19 protein-coding genes are annotated in these 21584 nt (G+C 40.0%); 6 read left to right on the top strand and 13 right to left on the bottom strand.

What is annotated here, in order from left to right; genetic code table 11:
- Nucleotide 1 precedes the first annotated feature (1 nt).
- Nucleotides 2–1468, top strand: a complete 1467-nt coding sequence (locus CH362_RS05745; RefSeq protein ID WP_100709423.1) for a bifunctional ADP-dependent NAD(P)H-hydrate dehydratase/NAD(P)H-hydrate epimerase — start codon at nucleotides 2–4, stop codon at nucleotides 1466–1468.
- Between the two features lie 25 nt (nucleotides 1469–1493).
- Here the strand turns inward: CH362_RS05745 and CH362_RS05740 are convergent, their stop codons facing one another.
- Complete coding sequence (locus CH362_RS05740) at nucleotides 1494–2123, bottom strand: CDGSH iron-sulfur domain-containing protein (RefSeq protein WP_100709422.1); 630 nt, start codon at nucleotides 2121–2123, stop codon at nucleotides 1494–1496.
- A gap of 390 nt (nucleotides 2124–2513) precedes the next feature.
- Between CH362_RS05740 and CH362_RS05735 the strand changes: the two genes are divergently transcribed.
- Both CH362_RS05735 and CH362_RS05730 read left to right on the top strand, forming a co-directional pair.
- The gene (locus tag CH362_RS05735; RefSeq protein ID WP_100709421.1) at nucleotides 2514–3107 is read left to right on the top strand and encodes a hypothetical protein; all 594 of its coding nucleotides are present in this window, start codon (nucleotides 2514–2516) and stop codon (nucleotides 3105–3107) included.
- Between the two features lie 6 nt (nucleotides 3108–3113).
- A complete protein-coding gene (locus tag CH362_RS05730; RefSeq protein ID WP_100709420.1) occupies nucleotides 3114–3350 on the top strand; it encodes a hypothetical protein in 237 nt (78 codons plus the stop codon).
- A 152-nt stretch (nucleotides 3351–3502) separates the two neighbouring features.
- On the opposite strand, the gene CH362_RS05725 is transcribed toward CH362_RS05730, so the two are convergent.
- Nucleotides 3503–4639 (bottom strand): DUF1343 domain-containing protein, encoded by a 1137-nt coding sequence (locus CH362_RS05725; RefSeq protein WP_100709419.1) that lies wholly within the window; start codon nucleotides 4637–4639, stop codon nucleotides 3503–3505.
- A gap of 174 nt (nucleotides 4640–4813) precedes the next feature.
- Here CH362_RS05725 and CH362_RS05720 point away from each other — a divergent pair, with 174 nt between their 5' ends.
- A complete protein-coding gene (locus tag CH362_RS05720) occupies nucleotides 4814–7348 on the top strand; it encodes a Crp/Fnr family transcriptional regulator (RefSeq protein ID WP_100709418.1) in 2535 nt (844 codons plus the stop codon).
- 64 nt (nucleotides 7349–7412) lie between these two features.
- On the opposite strand, the gene CH362_RS05715 is transcribed toward CH362_RS05720, so the two are convergent.
- Both CH362_RS05715 and CH362_RS05710 read right to left on the bottom strand, forming a co-directional pair.
- Nucleotides 7413–8291: an SDR family oxidoreductase gene (locus tag CH362_RS05715; protein ID WP_100709417.1), complete on the bottom strand. Its 879-nt coding sequence runs from the start codon at nucleotides 8289–8291 to the stop codon at nucleotides 7413–7415.
- Between the two features lie 87 nt (nucleotides 8292–8378).
- Nucleotides 8379–9065 (bottom strand): hypothetical protein, encoded by a 687-nt coding sequence (locus CH362_RS05710; RefSeq protein ID WP_008592254.1) that lies wholly within the window; start codon nucleotides 9063–9065, stop codon nucleotides 8379–8381.
- Between the two features lie 276 nt (nucleotides 9066–9341).
- Here CH362_RS05710 and CH362_RS05705 point away from each other — a divergent pair, with 276 nt between their 5' ends.
- Together CH362_RS05705 and CH362_RS05700 are read left to right on the top strand one after the other, a co-directional pair.
- Nucleotides 9342–9710, top strand: coding sequence for a hypothetical protein (locus tag CH362_RS05705; RefSeq protein WP_244280490.1), 369 nt, complete (start codon nucleotides 9342–9344; stop codon nucleotides 9708–9710).
- Nucleotides 9710–10204, top strand: a complete 495-nt coding sequence (locus CH362_RS05700) for a hypothetical protein (RefSeq protein ID WP_100709415.1) — start codon at nucleotides 9710–9712, stop codon at nucleotides 10202–10204. The genes CH362_RS05705 and CH362_RS05700 overlap by 1 nt, the downstream gene beginning before the upstream one ends.
- Before the next feature lies 1 nt (nucleotide 10205).
- Here the strand turns inward: CH362_RS05700 and CH362_RS05695 are convergent, their stop codons facing one another.
- The 9 genes from CH362_RS05695 to CH362_RS05655 all read right to left on the bottom strand — a co-directional run bounded on the left by CH362_RS05695 (nucleotide 10206) and on the right by CH362_RS05655 (nucleotide 21577).
- Nucleotides 10206–11267, bottom strand: coding sequence for an alcohol dehydrogenase (locus tag CH362_RS05695; protein ID WP_100709414.1), 1062 nt, complete (start codon nucleotides 11265–11267; stop codon nucleotides 10206–10208).
- Between the two features lie 3 nt (nucleotides 11268–11270).
- Complete coding sequence (locus CH362_RS05690; RefSeq protein ID WP_100709413.1) at nucleotides 11271–12212, bottom strand: alpha/beta hydrolase; 942 nt, start codon at nucleotides 12210–12212, stop codon at nucleotides 11271–11273.
- Nucleotides 12213–12307: 95 nt separating this feature from the next.
- Nucleotides 12308–12928 carry a GNAT family N-acetyltransferase gene (locus tag CH362_RS05685; RefSeq protein WP_100709412.1) on the bottom strand — a complete coding sequence of 207 codons (621 nt, stop codon included), beginning with the start codon at nucleotides 12926–12928 and terminating at the stop codon, nucleotides 12308–12310.
- A 1-nt stretch (nucleotide 12929) separates the two neighbouring features.
- Complete coding sequence (locus CH362_RS05680) at nucleotides 12930–13400, bottom strand: tetratricopeptide repeat protein (RefSeq protein ID WP_100709411.1); 471 nt, start codon at nucleotides 13398–13400, stop codon at nucleotides 12930–12932.
- A 47-nt stretch (nucleotides 13401–13447) separates the two neighbouring features.
- Nucleotides 13448–15361 (bottom strand): 1-deoxy-D-xylulose-5-phosphate synthase, encoded by a 1914-nt coding sequence (gene dxs, locus CH362_RS05675; protein ID WP_100709410.1) that lies wholly within the window; start codon nucleotides 15359–15361, stop codon nucleotides 13448–13450.
- A gap of 18 nt (nucleotides 15362–15379) precedes the next feature.
- Complete coding sequence (locus CH362_RS05670; RefSeq protein ID WP_100709409.1) at nucleotides 15380–17710, bottom strand: adenylate/guanylate cyclase domain-containing protein; 2331 nt, start codon at nucleotides 17708–17710, stop codon at nucleotides 15380–15382.
- Between the two features lie 95 nt (nucleotides 17711–17805).
- Complete coding sequence (trpA, locus tag CH362_RS05665) at nucleotides 17806–18612, bottom strand: tryptophan synthase subunit alpha (RefSeq protein ID WP_100709408.1); 807 nt, start codon at nucleotides 18610–18612, stop codon at nucleotides 17806–17808.
- A complete protein-coding gene (gene trpB / locus CH362_RS05660; RefSeq protein ID WP_100709407.1) occupies nucleotides 18609–19823 on the bottom strand; it encodes a tryptophan synthase subunit beta in 1215 nt (404 codons plus the stop codon). Before trpB ends, trpA begins: the two co-directional genes overlap by 4 nt.
- A gap of 17 nt (nucleotides 19824–19840) precedes the next feature.
- A complete protein-coding gene (locus CH362_RS05655; protein WP_100709406.1) occupies nucleotides 19841–21577 on the bottom strand; it encodes a proline--tRNA ligase in 1737 nt (578 codons plus the stop codon).
- Between the last annotated feature and the right edge of the window lie 7 nt (nucleotides 21578–21584).

Below are 21584 nucleotides of genomic sequence, written 5' to 3'. Positions count from 1 at the left end.
AATGAACGGGTCTCCTCTTCATTTCCAGGTTTTATTTAGCGAAGAAGAAGCAAAATCTTTAGACGAGCAAACTATCCGAGACAGAAAAATTTCGGGGAATATGCTCATGGGATTTGCTGCACTCTCTATCTTCAAAACCTGGGAAGATATTTTCAAATCTGCAAAAAAAGTCATCATACTCTGCGGGTCTGGAAATAACGGAGGAGATGGATATGCCTTAGCTCAATTTTTAAGCGCAGAAGGTAATCTGGTAGAAATCTATTCCAAAGAAGGAAATCTCTCCGAAGAAACAAAATATTATAAAAACCTAACAGAAGAATTGAAGATCCCGAATTTTCCTTTGGAAAAATTTAAGGAGGATCTTGTAAATCCTGGAGAAGTATTAGTAGATTCTCTTTTAGGAACTGGATTTAAAAATCCATTATCAGTAGAAATTTCAAAAGTAGTTTCGGAGATCCGTGCGGCCAAAGAAAGATTAAAAAATTCTTTGTTGGCTTTGAGTATTGATGCGGTTTCAGGATATTCTCCCGACGATAAGATACCATTTGCCGCGGATATTTTGGCAGAAATTGGATCTCCCAAAGTCAAAAATGTATTCTACCCTTTATCTAAAGACAGAAAATCATTTCATCCTATCGGATTTTTGCGCCAAGAATTCAAAACTTCTAAATATCTATTATCGAAAGCAAATAAAGAAGTATTAGTTTCTAAACTCACCAGAGAAAAAGATTCTCACAAATATAAAAATGGTTCCGCAGTATTCATAGGTGGATCAGAAGGAATGTCCGGCGCAATACTATCTTCTGCACTTGCATTCCAAGAATTAGGAGGAGGAATTTCACAAATACTCACACCTTCTGCAAACACACTCATAAAGGTCCTCAAAAAAGATCCTTCTTTCATGGTTTCCCAATTGGAAACTTCTAAAAAACCTTCCGATTATCCATTTGCCCAAAAGGCAAGTGTGATATGTGTGGGGCCTGGACTTGCTTCTTCTGATCTTCCCTCTCTATCATTTTCCAAAGAAACAACTCTGATCTTTGACGCGGGCGCACTCAAATATTTAGATGAAAAACATCTAGGCCCCCGCACAATACTCACTCCTCATTTAGGAGAATGGTCTTCTATCATAGGTAAAAAGGTCCAAAGCCAATATTCCGCATTAGAAGATGCGAATATTTGGGCAAAAGAAAAACAAACATACTTACTTTTAAAAGGACCTGTTTCCATTCTATTTGCTCCAGATGGAAATTCTTATTTCTGGGAATTCCAAGAACCTAAACTTGCTGTAATGGGAACAGGTGATCTACTTGTAGGAATTCTAACATTCTTCTTATCCAGAGGAGAAGAAATAATCGAATCAGTCAGGCTTTCTCAAAGTGTTCTTCTTTATTGTGCGGAACTATGTAAAGGATATCCTACAGCAGGTAGAATTCGTAAAAAAATCAGAACACTGATCGAGTCTTGAGAATTTCTAAGATTCGCTTAATAAGTCATTCAGATTTAAATTTGATCTTGCGATGAGTTCCATCACAATACGGTTTATTTGAAGAACCACCACAACGACATAGATAAGTTTCGGTGGTTCTATTTGTTACCTTCCCAGTCCCGGAACAAATTTCTAAATTCCCACTCACCTTCAAAGGACCGTTTTTAGTAGGATCTATTTTTAGAATTCCATTTCGAACAGGTAAAGGTAGCGATTCTTGGACAGGTGGTTCTCCAGTTGCAGTAAACGTAATACTCGTATGAGTTGCATCACAAAAAGGTTTATGAGTAGAAGCTCCACATCTACAAAGTGTAAGTCGATATTGTTTCTCCACACCTTCTAACTCAATATCCGCATGGATTGCAAGAGGCCCATTCTCTCTCACTCTCAAAACATTGACCGGTGGAGCAGTTTCTTTAAAAGAAGGATCATTCGATTCGAAACGGATCGCGCCAGAAGGACAATTCAAAGCTAAAGATTTAATCTCTTCTACACTTGCTTTGTCAGGATAGATCCATTCTCCTTCCACATTCGGAACGAATACATCGGGTCTACTTAACACACAATTCCTAGAATGAATACACTTCTTTCCATCGAAAAGAATGGTGGCATCTTTTCCTTTTACGATTTCCATGATTTGGCCTCGTATAGACTTTCTATTAAAAATGGCTGAACAGCAAGCTTTTTAAAGAATCCTTCTGTTCCTTTTGCTTAGAAGCTGAGAGTGAACTTGGGCGACTCCTGACTTTGTCAGGACCGCGCTCTACGCTCAATCAGCGAAGCACCATAATGTTTTTATAAAAATAAATACTCTAAGCGACATTCTTTATCCGAATGTCTAAACAAATTTTTCAGCAAAATTATGGACGAGCAGTACTAACCTGGGCTTTTCCGTTAATTTTCTTCTTTTCAATCATTTGGATCAGCGGTTGATTTAGAACGAAAATACTACATCTCTTAGGAATGCTTGCAATCTTTTCTAGGAGAAAGTAATATATGGAAAAAGGACCTAGGAATATCAAAAATGAGTAAAGGTTACCATTCCCGCTCTCCCGATGAATTCCAGGATTTCCTGCGCAAAAGTAAGGATGCAGGCAAATCAAATAACCGTTCCAAGTTGATCCTGTTCTTTGATGTTATATTATTACTTTTTATATTTTCTGTGGTTGCCAAACTGTTAAATCCTCTGGCTTTTTCAGGGCAGACTGAATCGAAAGAAATTTCCTCTGGTTTTGTTAGCTATCGTCTTTCTTCCAGCAAAGAGAATTCCAAGGATTTTCCGACCTTCTTTCTTTTTTTAAAAAATAGAGGAACTGAAAGTCTGTCTTTTCCGAATACAGAAGATAAGATCCGAGTTTTTATAAAAAGTGGAGATCTGAATTGTCTGGAAGATTCTTGGACCTTGGCTTCTAAAAATTTAGAACCAGGAAGTACGAATTTTTTCAGATATGAAATTCCTTCTCAACTTCTTTTAAATCTTCCCCCAGAATGTAAAACTCAGGAAAAATCAATTTTGAATAATATTACGAATGTTTTCCAAGGCGGAAAAAAAAGATCCTTTCATGCAGAAATTCTCCATAAAGCTGAAAACATTTCTTTAGAAATTCCTAATTTTTGAGATGTTATGAACGAAGAGATCCAAGCATTAAACAAGATAGTCGCAATCGTAGATGAAAAAGCCTCCTTATTCAAAAAGGATTGGAGCCATATGCCTAAGATCAGAGCCATCACTGAGAAAAAACTGATCTTAGATCTGATTGAAAACGCTCTTCAATTGGCGAAAAATATTCGCCCGGCACCGAACGATCTTCTGGGTGATTTGCAAAAATTGAAGGCAGAGTTTTCTAGGCTCCCGCTGTAGGAATTCCAACAAATATAAGATGTAAAATTCTGTTGTAGAGATTTGAATTTTATGATATAGCGACAGGGCTCTCCCACGGGCCACTCCCCCCACCCGAACCTGGGCGGGGGCGATCTCAACCCCCATGTAGGAACTCCTACAAAATCCTTCTTTCACCTATAATTCTTCGTTACCTTCTTCCATTTCTTTTCTGTATCTTCCAGATAATCTCGGATCTCTGAGTAGGATCTTTTTCCATCCAGATAATCCAATAGAAACTGATCTCCCACCAAAAGTTGGATCGCCGGAAGATCTGATCTGAATTCATAAGGTCCTTGTAAGAATTCAAACTTGTCCGGATAAAATTCTCTCAGTGTGCGAATAAGTAATAATCCGAATAATAAGCTATGGAATTTTTTAGGGTTATCTAATAAAATTTGATAACCTCCACACACTTTTCCTGCATGTTTATGAAAGGTTGGAATAAACTTTAATGGTCTGAGTCTAAAAATCCCTTTTTGTTTCTCTTGTAGTTTCTCTAGAAGAGATCTATCCAGATCATTGATATATGGCGCACCAAATGTTTCGAATGGTCGAGTAGTTCCTCTTCCTTCGGAAAGATTTGTCCCTTCTAAAAGACAAAGCCCAGTGTATACATAACAAGTTGTTTGCGCAGGAATATTTGGAGAAGGTGGAACCCATAAAAACTCGGAACTTTTTTTGGGATATAGATCCAACTGATAAAGCTCCAAATCTAAATTGAATTTGTCTTTATAATATTCAAGAAGGCCCGCTGCAGAGAGACCATGCCGATGTAGTGTACCTTCTACCCCGACAAATGATGAAAATTTTTTATCTAACGGGGATCCTTCAATCTTTGTGCCTGCCGGATTTTTTGCATTCGATACTAAAATTTTAGGTCTCGGTTTTCCTTTTTTAGCAAGTCGATCCGCAGCCTGCATCGCATATAAAGCTGTGGTCAAAAATGTGTAATAACGAGCGCCTACATCTCTGATATCTACAATCAGAGTATCCAGGTCGGATAGAATATCTTCTGCGGGAGCGAGACTTTCCTCATTATCCCCATACAAATTTAAAACTTCTGTTTCTCCCAGATCATAGATGAGTCCACTTCCTGAGACCTGATCTTGCAGTTCTGCAAAAAGTCCATGCTCAGGCAAAAATAGTTTTTTAAGTCCGTACTCTCTTTGAATGGTCCGGAAATGATAGTCGCCTTTCCAACCATATGCGCTCTGGTTGGTAAGCATTCCGATGGATTTTGCATCGGAGAGAATTCTGCTTTTTTTCATTTTCTAAAGAGGTTATTTCCGGGAAACTACAGGAGTCAAGCAGGACTATGAGCGCCTTAGTCTTGGAAATCTTTTGCCTTATCCCCAAGGTCCTTTTTAGAGAATCCTTTAAAAAAGAGTTTCCATTCTTAGGGAAGGATAGTTTTCTTCTTAATTTGCCCCAACAGCGATCGTATGGCATTAGATACAAGCGTACCAAATCAAAAAGTAACAATAAAAGCCGGGACGGTTTTATTTCCGGAAGGAAGTGCCGCAAATTCTCTCAACGTATTGCATAGTGGAGCTTTACGTTATTTGGTAGAAGCTCCCGGTGGCAGAAAACTGGAGTTATTCAAAATTTCAGGAGCTAATTTAACTCCTGGTGCATCCGCTCTTTTCGGCAGCGGGCGTTATCCTTTTACTATTGTTGCAGAACAAGATTGCGTGCTATCCACATATGTTATGTCCCCGTCTACTGTGGGACGTTCTCTTGCTGCCAGAAGTTCTCTAGGGATCATGGTAGGTCGTTCTCTTTTAAGAGAGATCACTGAATCTTTCAAAAAAGTAAACCAACTCAGAAAGATCGCTTCTGATATGGGAAAGACAAACGATAATCTTTCCCTTCTGTATTATCAATTCAATCCAAGTGTTTTTCCAGATATCAAACCAGGACAACCGATTGCAGATCCAAGTTCTGAAATTGTGGATCCAGTCTTAAGACTTGCTCGTGAAAATTTGAAACATTATTTCGATAATGGTGGGATTCTTCCGGAAAGACCAACTGCAAATTATGTAGAAGAAGATCATTCGCAACTTCTGGTTAAATATTATCCGGAAGAAATTGAATTCCAAGATGGAGAATTCAATTTTGTTCGTAAGGTAATTTTAGCAGATCCAAATCTTCTCGCACAATTATTCGCTCCTGATCCAAGCATGGTTTCCTATGTCTGCGACAAACTCGGAAGAGTGCAGAACAATATTACGGAAAATGCAAAAGGTATATTAGAAGAATTAGATGAAAACTTCTCTCTTCTTTTAGGCGGAGTAGAAAGCCTTACAGAAAAATACTTCCTAATCCTGGACATGGCGGCAAATGGTTATGCGACTGCACCTCCAGAGTTCGTGGTTCCTATCTTACAAGTGGTCTCTCAAAAGATAGAAAGAGCGCTTGCAGGCCATCAGGCAATTTTTGGATCAGCGATCCCAAGCCCTTCTCCTAATATTAAATCCTTTTTGGAAAAGACTGCGGGTCTTGCTAAAAAATTCGAAGCTTCTAATCCAACTGCAAAAGTCGCATCAAATGGAAGTGGGATTTCTGTGGATGGTTCTGCAGACGCGACTGCAATCCGAAAAGAATTGGCAAATTCTGCATCTAGTATCATTCAATTCTCCGGTTTAGGTGGGGACGCAATCAAAGAGTTTTCCGCGATGATGGTAAAGCTCAAGTCCTTAAAGAACCCATTAGATTCGGACAATGACACTCGTAAATTAAGAAGGTCTATTACAAAAACCTACTTTGATATTTACGCAGCATGTTTCCAAAAATACGTCAACTCAGGTAAGAATGTTCCTAAACCTGTAGACCTGATGTTAAAATACGGTTTCTTCGATGAAACGATGCTGGATGATTCTCAGTTAGTGTTCATGTCCACATTCAAGGACGCGATCACTTCTGTTTCCGATATTCCGATCCATTATGGAACAGAATGGTTGGAAAAAATTTACAAAAGGGAATGCCCTACTTCCTTAGATGAACTCGGCCAGAACTTCTTCGACAAAGTCAAGATGGACAACCGAAATGCTGTTTTCAAAAAAGAATCGGATCTTCCTCCAGATATAGATAATCCGGAAGCAAGATTAAAATTCGAATTTGGTGCAATGTATGAGGCGAACGTTCGACTCACTACAGGTTCCTTGGCGACTTATCTCCCAATCTTAACCAAATATCATTCTCAGATCCCTCTTGGTAAAGCATACGTTACCAAAAAAATGCTTACAGATACGATCCATGATATCATGGCAGTCGACTTCTCTGTGTTCAACAGAGAGGTGATCTATAATAACCCTGAGATGGGGATCAATAAGGAATTCATTCAAAGAGCTATCATTCCTGATTTCGTAATTGTTCCTTCTATAGGTAGCAAGATCATGATGTGGCAGGAACTCTCCATCCACAGGGGTTCTGGTTCTAAAGAAAGTAGAGGTAGGATCGTTCTTCCTATTTTTGTGCAAGGAGATCTTAAATCTCTTTTGATAGATGCATTTGCAGCGTTCCGTTGGGAACTTTGTAAAACGATCTTAGGGCCTGAATGGAATAACGTAGGAAATCCATCGATCACTGCTGATTATATGGACTATGTTCAGTTCTATAAAAAGAACAAAGACCTTTCCATAGAGATCAAAGAAAAGTTAGCAGCAGAATTCAAACGTTTCCGGAACGAAAGAGATATTTTTGCAAATGATTACCAGCTTTGGATCAAATACGAAGCGGAGGGTGTGCAAAGACTGAACCGCGTGGTCCGTGGAATTTTCTATCGCCATATTCCTTTCGCAAGAACGATCCGAGAGAAGGTCGCCAAAATGCCTGCTTTCGGTGAGATCAATAACAGATTTGTAAACATTCGCACTCGTAAATTTACAGAGTTAGAAAACAGATACAAAAAATATATAAACGCGTTAGGAAGCCTTCCGGATCAACTTCGGGAGAATATGGAATTCTACCGAGTATAATTGCTGGTCGATTCCTCGCTTCGCGAAGACCGGGCAACTACAGCCCGGGCATTCGCCATCGTGACTACGAAATCAAAGCAGATTTATTATCTTTCAGTAATGCCGTTACGTCTTGAAGTGTTTCCCCAATAAGATCTTTTGCAGACGAGTTCACTTCTTTCAAATAACCTTCTCGTATAGACACATCAAAAGAAGCCAAAGCATCTGCCATTGGTTTTGGAACGCCAGCTCCTACCAAAGCTTTAGAATATTCTTCTGCAGGAAGGTCCACATACGAGATCCTTATGTTCACCAGTTCGGAAGTGAATTTTGCAAGTTCTGCATAAGTCCAAGCCTTTGGCCCACTAATCTCTAAAATTTTATTTCCTGATTCTGTAGAAAGTAAAGCTGCAGCTGCCGCCTTAGCACAATCGATTCTGGAGACGTAAGCACAAGCCCCATCTCCACCGGAACCGTAAATGGAACCGCTTGCAATTGCATGTTGCAATTTAGGTATTAAATAATCTGAATACATATTATTGCGAAGGATTGTGTATGCAAGGCCACTTTGTTTGATCTTTTCCTCTGTTTCTTCGTGCTCGAAAGCGAATGTAACTGGAATTTCGTCTGCTTTTGTAAGAGAAGTATAAAGAATTCGTTTTGCTCCTACTTTAACTGCTGCGTCAATTGCGGCGCTATGTCCAGGGATCCTGCTTCCTATATTATCAGTACTAATGATCAAGATCCTATCTGCGCCTTGGAATGCTGTGACAAGACTTGCGGGTTCGTCAAAACTTGCCTTTCTTACTGTAACTCCTCTTTTCGCAAAGTCCTCTAAACTTTCCGGCTTACGAGTTGTAGCGATGATCTTATTATGACCTTTTTTTAATAATTCTTCTAGGACAATTTTTCCTAGATGGCCGGAAGCTCCGGTCACGAGTACTGTTTCGGAAAGTGCGCTCATTTGGATCCTTAAACCTATATCGGTGTTACATTAGATTTATATTTTTAGACTACTTGAAACAATAAAAGTTACAAGTTAAATATAAAATTAAACTTCTTCTAATAGATAAGGGCGAGTATATTCTCTTACGATCTCTACGACAAAACGTCCCCAAGATTTTGGATCTTCTTGGGAAATTTCGATTTGGCGGATCTTGGGAAAATAAGCCTGAGGTTTGAATGCAGTGTGAGTAAGCTCCATGGCTCTTAGATAATTATCTACTCGTTTCACTCGAACGAAGTTCAATAACTCGCCTTGGATCTTATCTTGAGGCATATAGCCGATGATGATGAGACGCGGAAATAATGACTTTTTGAGAAGATTGATAAAGTCCCCAAAACTATCAACTCGGTCTATAAATCCTTCGTAAGCACCGCCACCCAAGTTCATGATCTGAGTAACAATGTCCATTGTGAAAGAAACACCTTCGGCGGAAGTCATATCGGAGATGATAACTATACCTTCGTCAGGTTGGAAAGTTTTGAATTCGCTGGTTGGCTTAAAATGACGTCTAAGTAATTTTGCAGTGGAGATATCTATCTCTGCTGCTTTCGGAACTAAAATTTTTCCGGAGGAATCGGAGATAGGTTCTCTAGTAATAAGGTATCTTTTCTTGGCGGCGTTCTGGTTCATCACTCGGAAGGCTTTCACCTTCTCTTCCAGCTCGTCCAGAGTACAATACCCTATTTTTAAAACGTTTTCTCTCGCGCGTTTTTTGAGATCTATATCTTCCATACGAGGTTTCGGTGGCCCGGAGGAACCAGCTTAAACGAGGTTCCGAATTTCGCGAGAATTTACCGGGTATCCGGGAAGAGTATATAAAAAAAATCCAAGTCTGAAAAGCCCCTTTTGGCTATGCAAAAAAACCGCTTGTCCCCGGAATGTGCGCTCCTTGAATGGGGTGGAATGGCTATTCTACCCATTTTAACCAGCTTTAGGACCGGAATAAATGTTCAGTTTCGGAAGGGAATCCTAACGCTGTCTTGCCTGACCTTGGCTTCCTGCTTTTCTGTGGAATTTATCCAGGAAGGAGTCCAAAAGGAAACTGTGCTCGCTTCTCATAAACCTGGTTGGGAGCAAATAGAGATCTTGAAACAGCCCCCTAAGCGCAGAAATTACAAAACATACGGAAGAGTGATCGTTAGGAACTTCGGAGATGGAAGGATAGAAAAATTCTATTACGAAAAGATTAAGAAAGAACTTTTTGACAGAGGTATGGACGGAATGTACCTCGCAAATGTTGGAATGGTCCCTGTTCCTCCTACCATTTTTCAAACAGGCACTACTGAAGGTTATACTACAAGTATGGCCGAGATTGTAAAGGACGCAAAAGTTATAGAAGGAGTCGCATTCCGTTACAGAGAAAGGGAAGAAGAATAATGGCAAGACGTCTAGATAGTGAAATCAAGGTTTTGCCTAACGGAGATTGGATCTTTAGAGAGGCCAAGATCGAACAAAAAGATATTCTAGAATATTTCCGCAAAAATCTAAAAGAAGCAGAAGACGGGATCTATATAGATAATCAGTACGGAGAATTTTCAGAAAACGGTTATTTGGAATTATTCGGTTATCCTTTAAACCTTATAAGGTTTTGGGAGAAGGATGGAGAATTTTATTTTTTAAGCGATTCAGGAGAAGAATTGCCACTCTTCTCTTTACAGATCGCAGCAGACTCCGAAGGCGAATTATTCGCTCGGAAAAAGGATCATCTTTTTCTAAAGTATAAGATAGCCAGAAATGTTTCTTCTATATTAAGTGAATATTTTTCTGAATCTAAAGATGGACTAAAATTGGTAATTCAAAATAAAGAGATCCCAATCTTAGAAACTGGAGAAAATCCAAATGTTTCTCTTCCTAAAGAATTTCAGAAATAGATCAGGCTGATTTTCCGGACAATACCAACCTTCCCAATACTTTCCCAGAAGATAGATCATTCAAAGCAGAATCCGCTTCTCTTAAATTCCTGATCTGAACCGGAACAGGACGTATTTTTTTCTCGGAGACAAGTCTCAGAAGTTCCTTTAACTCTCCTGGAGAACCAGTATAACTTCCTCGAATTGTTAAACTTCTGAGAGAAAGAATAGGAGTAGGGATTTTTAATTCTCCACCAAAAAGTCCAACACCGATCAGAGTCCCATTCTTTTTCAAAAGAGAAAATCCCAAGGAAGAAGTGGCACTATTATTCACAAAATCGATTACGGCGGACACTCCAAGTGGGCCCGAGATCTTTTTTACTTCAGACGCTGGATCAGGATGAGAAGAAGGAACAGTATAAAACCCAATCTCTTTAAGTTTTTCCAAACGAGACTCATCCAGATCTAAAAAAATCACTTTTGCCTCCGTAAGAAGTGGGACCAATTGAGATGCAAACATCCCAAGTCCCCCTGCTCCTATGATCACCAAAGAATCTGATTTTTTTAGCGGAAGTGCTTTTTTCAAAGCTCCATAGGCAGTAAGTCCTGCACATGCATAAGAACAAGCATACTCAGGAGAAAGATCATAAATATCTAAAAGCCATTTTTCATCCGGAACTAAGATCCTATCCGAATAACCTCCATCTTGGTAAATACCTAAAGATTTAGGAGCAGAGCAAAGTTGAGGATTTCCGGATTCACATTCTTCGCAGGTTCCACAACCGATCCAGGGATATACTAATTTTGTTTCTCCAACAGAAACAGAACTAACCTTAGATCCGATTTTTAAGATCCTTCCTACAACTTCATGACCGGGAGTCAGAGGAAGTTTAACACCTCTGTCTTTTACGAATAGTTTTTCTTCTCCGCCAATTTTATAATAACCATCTCTTAAATGAAGATCCGAATGACAGACCCCACAAGAGATCACTTCTAATAATACTTCAGAATCTTTTGGTTCTGGATCTTGTTTTTCTTCCCATTGTAAAGAGGATCCGAATTCTACTAATCTAACACTTTTCATTTTTTAAAGATAAACCTCTTTTCTTTTAAAAACACGATCCATTTCTTCTGAGATCATTTTTAGTCCTTCTTCAGGAGCTTTGAGAAGATTTACTTTTGTAAAAAATCCATGTGTATAACCCTTGAACTCTTTGAACAAAACGGAAACTCCTGCTTCCTTTAATTTTTCTGCATATAGTTTTCCATCATCTCTAAGAGGATCGATGTCAGCTATAAATACAATCGCAGGAGGAAGATCCTTCCAATCAGTTTGATATAAAGGAGAAGCTTTCGGATCAGATCTTGTGTGGCGATCAGGAAGATATTGAGAAATAAACCATTCCATATCTTTTTTAGTAAGACCAGGACCTAATTCGAATTCTTTATAAGAATTCGTATCACAGATCGCTTCCGTAACTGGATAGATCAGAATTTGCAGATCAATCTTCGGGCCGAATGTTTCTTTAGCTCTTAGAATGGTAGAAGCGGCTAAATTTCCTCCGGCACTATCACCTGCCACAACCAAAGGAAGATTTTTCCAGATATTCTCATTTTGAGAAGAGATCCATTCTAAGGAAGAATATGCATCTTCCAAAGGTGCAGGAAATGGGAACTCTGGAGCTAATTTATAATCTACTAAAGATACAATGCTTGAGGTGATCTCTGCAAGTTTACGTGCGAACGGATCGAAATCTTTTAATCTTCCTACGACCCATCCCCCACCATGAAAGTAGAGAATTTTGGATTTAGGTTCCGTTTTTGGAATATAATTTTTTATGAATACATTTCCACTTTTGGAAGGGATAGAAATGTCCAGGATTTCCCGCACGAGCGGACCTTCTCCCAAAAGTTCCCCGATTGCTGAATAACCATCTCTTCTTTCCTGGATACTTCCCTGGGTAAAACCTGTGAGTCCCTTAGAGGAAATCAGATTTGCGTATTCCAACATCTCCGGAGCAAATTCCATTCTTTTCTCCCTACAGAATAAGTTAGGAAGAAAAGTATATTATGAAAGCGACAATTTGTCGTTCCAGTTTATAGATCGGGAAAGGATAAAAAGTTTTAGAAAGAGGAGCGATTTGCTTCCATATAATAGTGGTTAGGAACTAAACCTTTAGGTCCGGAAAAATTCCTGGATTCAATGATCTCAAATCCCAATTTTTTATATAAACCTTGTGCATTTGGATTCTCTTGTGAAACATCCAAAGAAATTTTGTCGTAACCCGGATAAGTCGAAATAGCAAATCGGATCAGCTTCTCCGCTATTCCTTGCCTTCTTTCTTTCCCCGGAACAGCGATATGGCCCAAGTATAATCTGCCTGATTTAGGAGGTTGGATCATCCCTTCCATACTTAATCCGCGGACCGCAACCTTAGGTGCTTTGATTCCATAAATTCTGAAAATATTCCCAGCAGTAGCGGCATTTTGAAAGAAGAAGTTCTCAGAACGGAATATAACTATACTTCCGACTACTTCGCCCTTCTTCTCAGCCAAATAATGATTCTTATAACTGAATGTATTCTTGGTTCCTTGGAAAGATTTGATCAAAAAATCCTGAGAGGAAATTTTCCCTTCATTGAACACATAGTCCCAAGCAGCAGGCCCGGAACTATAGATCAAAGGAACAGCAGCGGCCGCATCTTCCGGCCTGGCAGGGCGAATAGTAATTGATTCGTTAGACATCTTAGATAGCCGAGTTCAATTCTTCTCTCAGGCGTTTTGCTTCTTCAAAATCGGGCTTCATTACGATTGCCTTATGCAAATATTGCAAAGATCTTTCTGGGCGATTCCAGATCTTGTAAAGTGTGGCCAGATTGAAAAGAGAAATATGAGGTGCGTCGTTTAAAGTGCAACGAAGTGATTTTTTCAGCCAGAAAACGGATTCTCTTTCTCTTCCCATACGAAGAAGAAGAATCCCGATCTCGTTGCAAGGATTCCCATATTCGGAATTCACTTCTACGGAGCGGTAGAAATAGTACAGGCCTTTTTGCCAATTGCTTCTTTGGTTTTCGATTAGACCCAGAAAAAAGTAGGTCTCATGGCTTTCGGTATCTTCTAAAGATGATTTTAGTAGGAATTCCGCACGATCCAAATCGCCGGTTCTGTAAAAAAATTTAGATGCTTCTAGCTTGTCTTCAGGCGTCAGGTTTTCCAATTATCTACCCGTTTTTATTTTTATTTTCGGACGCCTCTTGAAATAGCTTAATTCCGTTTTCCGTGTAGGACTTCCTTCTTTACATTTTCCCGAAGAAACTTGGAGATACTCTGAGCATCCAAACCGTACTCGGTGAAAATTTCCTTTCTTTCCCCGTGATGGATTACCTCAGATGGGAAAGCGAATGTTTTGATAAAACGTCCCAAATACTCTGGAGAAATCCGGTTCAGAAGATAACCTGAAGCTCCTCCGTCTAGATAACTCTCATCCAGGATCGCAAAATGACGTACATGAGAAAGTTCTTCGTCCAAAGCCTCTTTCCCTAAAGGTCGAAGCCATACCAGGTCAATCAATGTAACTGAATATCCCTCTTGTTCCAGCAAGGTAGTCGCTTTTTTAGCTTCTTCTAACATGGATCCAATGGAAAGAAGAGCGATATCCGTTCCTCTTTGCAGCACTCTAAAACTTCCAGGTTTTAGATCCTTCTCCGCTCCAAAATTTAGACCAGAAAGTTCTACACTCGCCTTAGGGAATCGGATCGCAATCGGAGACTTATCGTAATTCTCCATGTATTTAAGTGAATCCACCAGATCCTGTCCGGAAGAAGGCACAAACACATCCATATTTGGTAAGGATAGAAGGTAACTTAGATCGAATAATCCTTGGTGAGTCTCTCCATCCGGCCCAACACAACCTGCCCTATCTATCACGAATCGAACAGGTAGATTCATTAGAGAAACATCTTCTACTAATTGGTCCATCCCTCTGGTCAAAAAGGTAGAATATATACACATATAAGGGATTACATCCCCATTCGTCATAGCTCCCGCAAAAGCAACAGAATGTTGTTCTGCGATACCCACGTCGTACACATGGTCCGGGAATTTAGAAACATATTCTCCGAGCCCGGAACCTTCTATCATTGCCGGTGTGATTGCCGCGATTCTTGGATTTTTTTCGGTTAGATCGGAAAGCACCTTACCTACGATCTTAGAATAAGAAATTTTAGAAGAATCGCCTGAATCCATGGCCCCATCTTCCTTGCGGAATGGTGTTACTCCATGGTATTTGATCGGGTCTTTCTCTGCGGGAACGTAACCTTTTCCTTTTTGGGTGATTGTATGGAAAAGTACAGGTCCTTTCATTGTTTTGATCTTTTTGAGCATCTTAACTAGACGGACCACATCGTGACCGTCTTCAGGTCCTATATAAATAAAACCTAAATCCTCGAATAGACCGCCAGGAGTGAAAACGTCTTTGAATCCTTTTTCTACTCTTTTGAAAAAGCTCTCCATAGCAGGTCCAACAATCGGAAGCCATTTTAGAAAAGTATAAAATACCCTTTTCCAATTCAGATAAAAATGAGAGCTGATAATATTATTCAGATAATTGGAGATAGATCCAACGTTCTTAGAGATAGACATATAATTGTCGTTCAGAACAACTAACAGATCTTTTTTAAGATGACCAGCATGGTTCATAGCTTCCAAGGCCATTCCGGTAGCGATGGATGCATCTCCGATAATTGCTGCGACTGAGTAATCTTTTCCTGTCAGATCTCTTGCTACAGCTTCTCCCAGGGCTTGGGAGATAGAAGTGCCCGCGTGACCTGTATTATATAGATCGTAAACTGATTCTTCTCTTTTAGGAAATCCTGAAAGTCCTTTGAATTTACGAACTGTAGAAAGTTTTTCTTTTCTGCCTGTCAGGATCTTATGAGGATATGTTTGATGTCCTACATCCCAGATCAGTCTATCTTTTGGAGTATCAAAAACGTAATGTAAAGCGACTGTGAGTTCAACAACTCCCAGGTTACTTGCGAAATGCCCTCCGATCCCGGAGAGAGTATCAATGATATAATTTCGGATCTCGGAACAGAGTTTAGGCAGTTCCTCGAGAGGCAATTTTCTGAGATCCGCCGGAAGGCGGATCCCGTTCAATAACGAATCTTCCTGTTGCATGTATTCCGTCTTTGACGGTCATCGGGACTGCTCTACTGAATGCAAAGGTCTCCTCAGAAGTTTTAGGTCTTCTTCGTTCACTAAGTCGATCAGTTCATAGATCCGGACAGGTTTGGTTTTACCCTTTACCTTGACTAGGTCCAGTTCTCTGGCGATTATACGGTCCTTGACCTTTTCGTATGTATATTCCGAAATAATAATATTTGTGGCATATTCCTTGTTGGATCCTTCCAGACGAGATCCCAAGTTAATGGTATCTCCCATACAAGTATAGTCCATCCGGTGAGAACTTCCCATATTCCCCACGACAGCAGGTCCGGAATTTAATCCGATACCAATGTCCATCACAGGAAGATCTCTTGCTTTCCATTCTTCCTTCAGGACTGCGAGTCTTCTCATCTGAGCGAGAGAAGCCGCGCAAGCGTAGTAAGCATGGTCTTCTAGAGGAACCGGAGCCCCCCAGAAAGCCATGATCGCATCCCCCATGTATTTATCAATCGTTCCCTTGAACTCGATAATGATCTCGGTCATTTCCGAAAGGTACTGATTTAGGAATTGGACCAGTTCTTCCGGACCCATTTTTTCAGACATGGTGGTAAATCCGCGGATATCCGAGAAGAAAATGGTAATGTCCTTCTTGGATCCTCCCAAGTTTAGGTTTTCCGGATTCTTAAGAAGTTCGTCCACAACGTCTTTTGAAACGAATTTGGAGAATGTGGTGCGGATATATTTTACGTTCTCTTCTTCCGTTAAGATCTTATAAACTATGATCCCCACGAATATGAAAAATTGCTCCATAATCACAGCAGGGAATACGTGAACTATATTGAATTCAGAGAAATCGTATAATGTGACAATGCTATATAATAGCGCGATGCCTATGATGAATAAAAATCCCCAAGAGGTTTTCATTCTAGGTAAGATCAATCCTACGATAAACGCCATGGAGAAGAAGATCAGGAAGTTTCCTGCCAATGGCATGTCCCAGAGAAAGTCCTGGTTCAAGATCGTATTGATAGCGTGTGCGTGGTGTTCGATCCCAGACATATCTCCGAATGGAGACAAGTGAGTATCTTTTGCAGCTCCTCTTCCTGTAGCATAGAACATCGCTACTAAGAAGATATTATTATTTACCTGGGTAGCAGTTTCGTTATCCCAACCTTCCGAAACTTCAAAAAATTCTGTAGTATTATAAGAATATAATCCACCTGGGAAGTTGATCTCCATTTGGCCGTACTCGTCGATCGGAATGGTGACCTCACGAGTATTATTCGGCTTGGCCATGATATCTTCAGTGACCATTTTCAAAGTTTTGCGGTCGAAGTAGCTAATATTCTTTTGAGGAATATTTTTGATCTTCACATATTCGCCCATGACCACTTCTACATCTTTTTTGACATCCACTCCGTAATAATTACAAGCGATTACAAGATCGATAGAAGGATAATATTCGTCCGCTCTACCTGCACCTGATCCTAAGATCTTTGCAACGATAGGCATTTTACGGTTCAGACCGGATTCATCTTTTTTAATATTCGCGAATCCTAAACCAGAAGATTTTTCGGCAATTGGCTCGATAGGAGCTTGTGGGAATTTCAACCAGGAAAGTCCTGTTTGTTCGTCCTTTACATTCTCTAATTTAAATTTGCGAAGAATTTCAGTTCTTTTCTCGAGATTGATGATTGTGCTCTTGGATTCCAAACTGGTTTCCATCGGATAGTCAAACATTACCCTTGGGTTTCCAGCAACAGCTTTAGCCATTTCATCAGTTTGTCCTGGCTTATAGTCCAGGAAGAACACGTCGAACATAAGATGGTTGGTAGAAGAAGAAAACTTATCTATTATCTTTGCGTAATATTTCCAAGGAAGAGGCCATACACCACCCAACTGATCTAAAGTTTTAGTAGTGATCCCGATAATATTGATGTCCCTTCTTGCTTTTTCAGGGGGTTTCAATTGGATCTGTTCCAGATCTCCCTTATCTGATTCCTTCTCCACTCTTGCGTCAGTTTGGTTACGAAGAACGTTAAATCTCCAAGAGATCGAATTTTCTTCTAATTCGGAAACTGGAGTGAATGCAACGTATAGATCAAACCAAACTAAGGATACTACGATCGCTAACCAAAGACTTCCTACTAGCTGAGGATTTTTGGCTACCTTGGTGATGGCTTTATAAAAAAAGTAAGAGGAAGAAAATACAAAAAGTGCGCCTAATAGTAGAAGTTGAAGTGAATATTCCGCTTCGGAAAAAAACGCGTAATAAAAATGTGCCAGGATCCCGAGGGATGTAGTGACCCCGAAAATAATATCCACTAAGGTAAATTTCTGGGCTGATTTGGACTCGCTCATTCTTTCCTCCGATCCGGAAGATTCTCTCTACCGGGACGGTTTCGTCAATTTTCTTCCCAATTCAGGAAAGAAAATATCGACTATGAAAAAGAGTTTTAGAGGTTTTTTCCTCTCAAAGAACCAGAAATCGATTGTGCGTATTCTTCCAGTTTTTTTCTACAAAGGCTAGGATTAGAACCATTCTCTTCTATAATCCTTTGTACGGCGGAACCAATGATGATCCCGTCAGCGTACCCAGAAATTTCCTTTGCCTGATCTGGAGCCGAAATCCCAAATCCAGCACTCACAGGGAGGGAAAAAACTTCCTTAGTAGTTTTGATCCTATCTTCTAGATCTGCAGAGATGGATTTTCTTTCTCCAGTTACTCCGTAAGAAGTTACGTAATAAATAAATCCAGAAGCAAAATCTCTAATTCCTTTCATACGATTTAAAGGAGTCGCTGGAGTTACCAGATGGATCAGATCCACTCCTCTTCTTTTCAAGGACTTAAATAACTCATCAGTCTCAGGGGTATCATATGGAAGATCGGGGATGATCATACCTTGGATACCTGCGATTTTTGCCTTCTCCGCAAACCTTTCAAAACCGTAATGAAAGATAGGATTAAAATACGTTAGATACACTAGAGGAATATGAGGATGTAAAGAATGTATCTTCTCAGTAGTTTCCAAAATTGTATCCATGGAGAATGGATTTGCAAGAGCACGTTTGAATGCTTTTTGTATTACTGGTCCATCAGCAACTGGATCTGAAAATGGGATCCCAAGTTCTAAAATATCAGCGCCACCTCTGATAAGAGCATCCGCCCAATCTACACATAGTTCGTAGTTTGGATCTCCTAAAGAAATATAAGGAATGAATGCGCTTTTTGAATCTGAAAAAACGCTCTTAATTGCGCTCAAATCAAATCTCCTTGAGAAAGACCAACAAGTCTTGCTACTTCTGCCACGTCCTTGTCTCCTCTTCCAGAAAGACAGATCAGAATGTCTTTTTTCTTTCCGAGTTCTTTTGCAAGATCTTTGGCAAATCGGAAAGCATGAGCAGTTTCTAATGCAGGAATGATACCTTCTATCCTACATACTTCCATGAATGCGTCCAAGGCTCCCTGGTCGGAAACAGTTTCGTATTTTACTCTTCCGGAAGAATGTAGATAAGCATGTTCTGGCCCAACACCAGGATAATCCAATCCAGCTGAAACAGAGTGTGCAGGAACTACTTGGCCACCATCATCTTGGATCACCAAAGTTTTGGTTCCATGTAAAAATCCAGTCTTACCAAAAAGCATTGTAGCAGAATGTTCTCCAGGAGAAGATCCCCTCCCACCAGCTTCCACTCCGTATAGTTTTACTTTTTTATCATTTAGAAATGCATAATACATTCCCATTGCATTGGAGCCGCCACCTACACAAGCAACGACAGCATCAGGAAGTTTATCGTTTTCTTTTTTGAACTGCTTTTTAGATTCATCGCCCACAACTTTTTGAAAATCACGAACGATAGTTGGAAATGGGTGAGGCCCAATCACAGAACCTACTATATAATGAGTATTAGAAACATTTAATGCCCAATCTCTCATCGCTTCAGAGGTCGCGTCTTTTAAAGTTGCGGTTCCAGAAGAAACTCCAATCACTTTTGCGCCAAGCATCTGCATACGGATCGCATTCAATTTTTGGCGACGGAGATCTTCTTCTCCCATAAAGATAGCAGTTTCAAATTCGAATAATGCACCTACTGTTGCAGTTGCCACACCATGTTGGCCCGCCCCTGTTTCTGCAATGATCCTACGTTTGCCCATTGCTTTTGCAATAAGCGCCTGGCCGATCGTATTATTGATCTTATGAGCGCCTGTATGATTCAGATCTTCGCGCTTTAGCCAAATCTTAGCGCCACCCCAGGCCTTGGTAAGTTTCTCTGCATAAGTCAGAGGAGAAGGTCTTCCGATATAATTCCTTCTATAAAACTCCAGATCCTTTTGGAATTTTTTATCCTTACGGAGTTTATTGTAAGTATTTTCCAACTCGATCAATGCTTCGGTCAGAATTTCAGGGGAATATCTTCCTCCAAAATCTCCGAAGTAACCTTCTTTTTCAGTGAAGCTGCGTTCTTTAGCCATGACAGTTTTTGAAGGGATTAATCTCCCAACAACTCCTGGTATAATTCCTGACGTAAATTTTCTACTCTTGTATTCAGATCATCAAAGTCCGTAAATTTGAAAGTTTCATCCTTATCGAGCTTGCGATTATAGATGGAAATTTCTCCAGATTCGAAAAACTTTTTACCAACAGTGATCCTGATCGGGAAACCGATCAGTTCAGAATCCTTGAATTTAAATCCAGGTCCGAGATCTCTTTCGTCCCAGAAAACCTCAAAACCTTCATTCTTTAGATTTTCGTAAAATTCTAATGCTTTTGCGTCTTGCTCTTCTCCCTTCGTGAGGGTCACAAGGCCGATCTCGAAAGGTGCAATACTGATTGGCCAGTAAATACCCTTATCATCATTACATTGTTCTATAACTGTTGCCATGGTGCGATTTACACCAATACCATAACATCCCATGGTAAGAGTTTTTGCCTTACCTTGTTGATCCAATACTTGGATCTGGAAAGACTTGGTATATTTATCTCCAAGTTTGAAGATATGACCTACTTCTATTCCCTTCTCTGCTTTTAAGGTTTTTGCACAGGTAGGACAAGGGTCCCCTTCTCTTGCTAAAGCCACATCTGCAGTTTCGTATGGAATTTTGATCTCGGAAGAAGGAACATATCCTTGGATATGGAAATCTTCTTTTCCTCCACCGACCACATAAGCTCCGTCTTTCTGGATAGAAGAATCTAAAATCACTTTAAACCCAGCACCCACATCGGAAGGACCGATAAACCCAGGAACTAAATTAGAACTTTTTAATTCTGGTTCCGGGATCATGTCCAGGTCAGACCATTTTAAATAAGACTTAAGTTTGTGTTCATTTAATTCTAAATCTCCACGTAGGAATACCAACAGTTTCTCTTTTCCGTTATGAAAAGCAACCGCCTTGATAGTATCTTGAGGGCGAACATTTAAGAAAGAAGCAACATCTTCGATAGACTTTTTGCCTGGAGTCGCCACTTCCTTTTTGTCCTTAGGACCCTTTGGAGAATCTTCAACCTTTGCAATAAAAGGAGTTTTTTCGCTATTAGAATTATAACCGCAGTCTCCGCAAAGAAGAAGTGTCTCTTCTCCAATAGGAGAAACTACCATAAATTCTTCGGAAGCGGAACCACCCATAGTTCCAGAATCTGCCTGGACAGGAATAGTTTTCAAACCGCAACGTTGGAAAATTTTGCGATAAGCAGTTCTCATATCCTGATAAGTTGCATCCAAAGAAGCCTCATCCAAATGATATGAATATGCATCTTTCATAATGAACTCTCTAGAACGGATTACTCCGAATCTAGGGCGGATCTCATCTCTGAACTTGGTGTGGATCTGATATACATTAATTGGCAGATCCTTATATGATTTCAGTAAAGGTTTTACTAAATAAGAAAAAGATTCTTCATGAGTGGGGCCAAGTGCATACCATTGGTCATGACGATCTTTTACTCTCATCATCTCCGGACCCATAACACTCCATCTTCCTGATTGTTCCCAAAACTCGGAAGGTGTCATGATCGGAAGTTCGAATTCCAATGCGCCGGTTGAGTCCATTTCTTCACGGACTATATTCTCAATTTTTTTAAGAATGCGAAGTCCTAATGGTAGGAAAAAATAAAACCCTGAACCTGATTTTCTGACCAGGCCAGCTCGTATCATCAGCCTATGGGAAGCGACTACCGCGTCCGAAGGATTTTCTTTTTCCGTAGGTACTAAATATTTAGATGCTCTCATGACTCTC

Origin of the sequence: Leptospira saintgironsiae (assembly GCF_002811765.1) — a bacterium.
GTDB classification, from domain to species: Bacteria; Spirochaetota; Leptospiria; order Leptospirales; family Leptospiraceae; genus Leptospira_B; species Leptospira_B saintgironsiae.
This window is presented reverse-complemented; position numbering and strand designations above follow the sequence as displayed.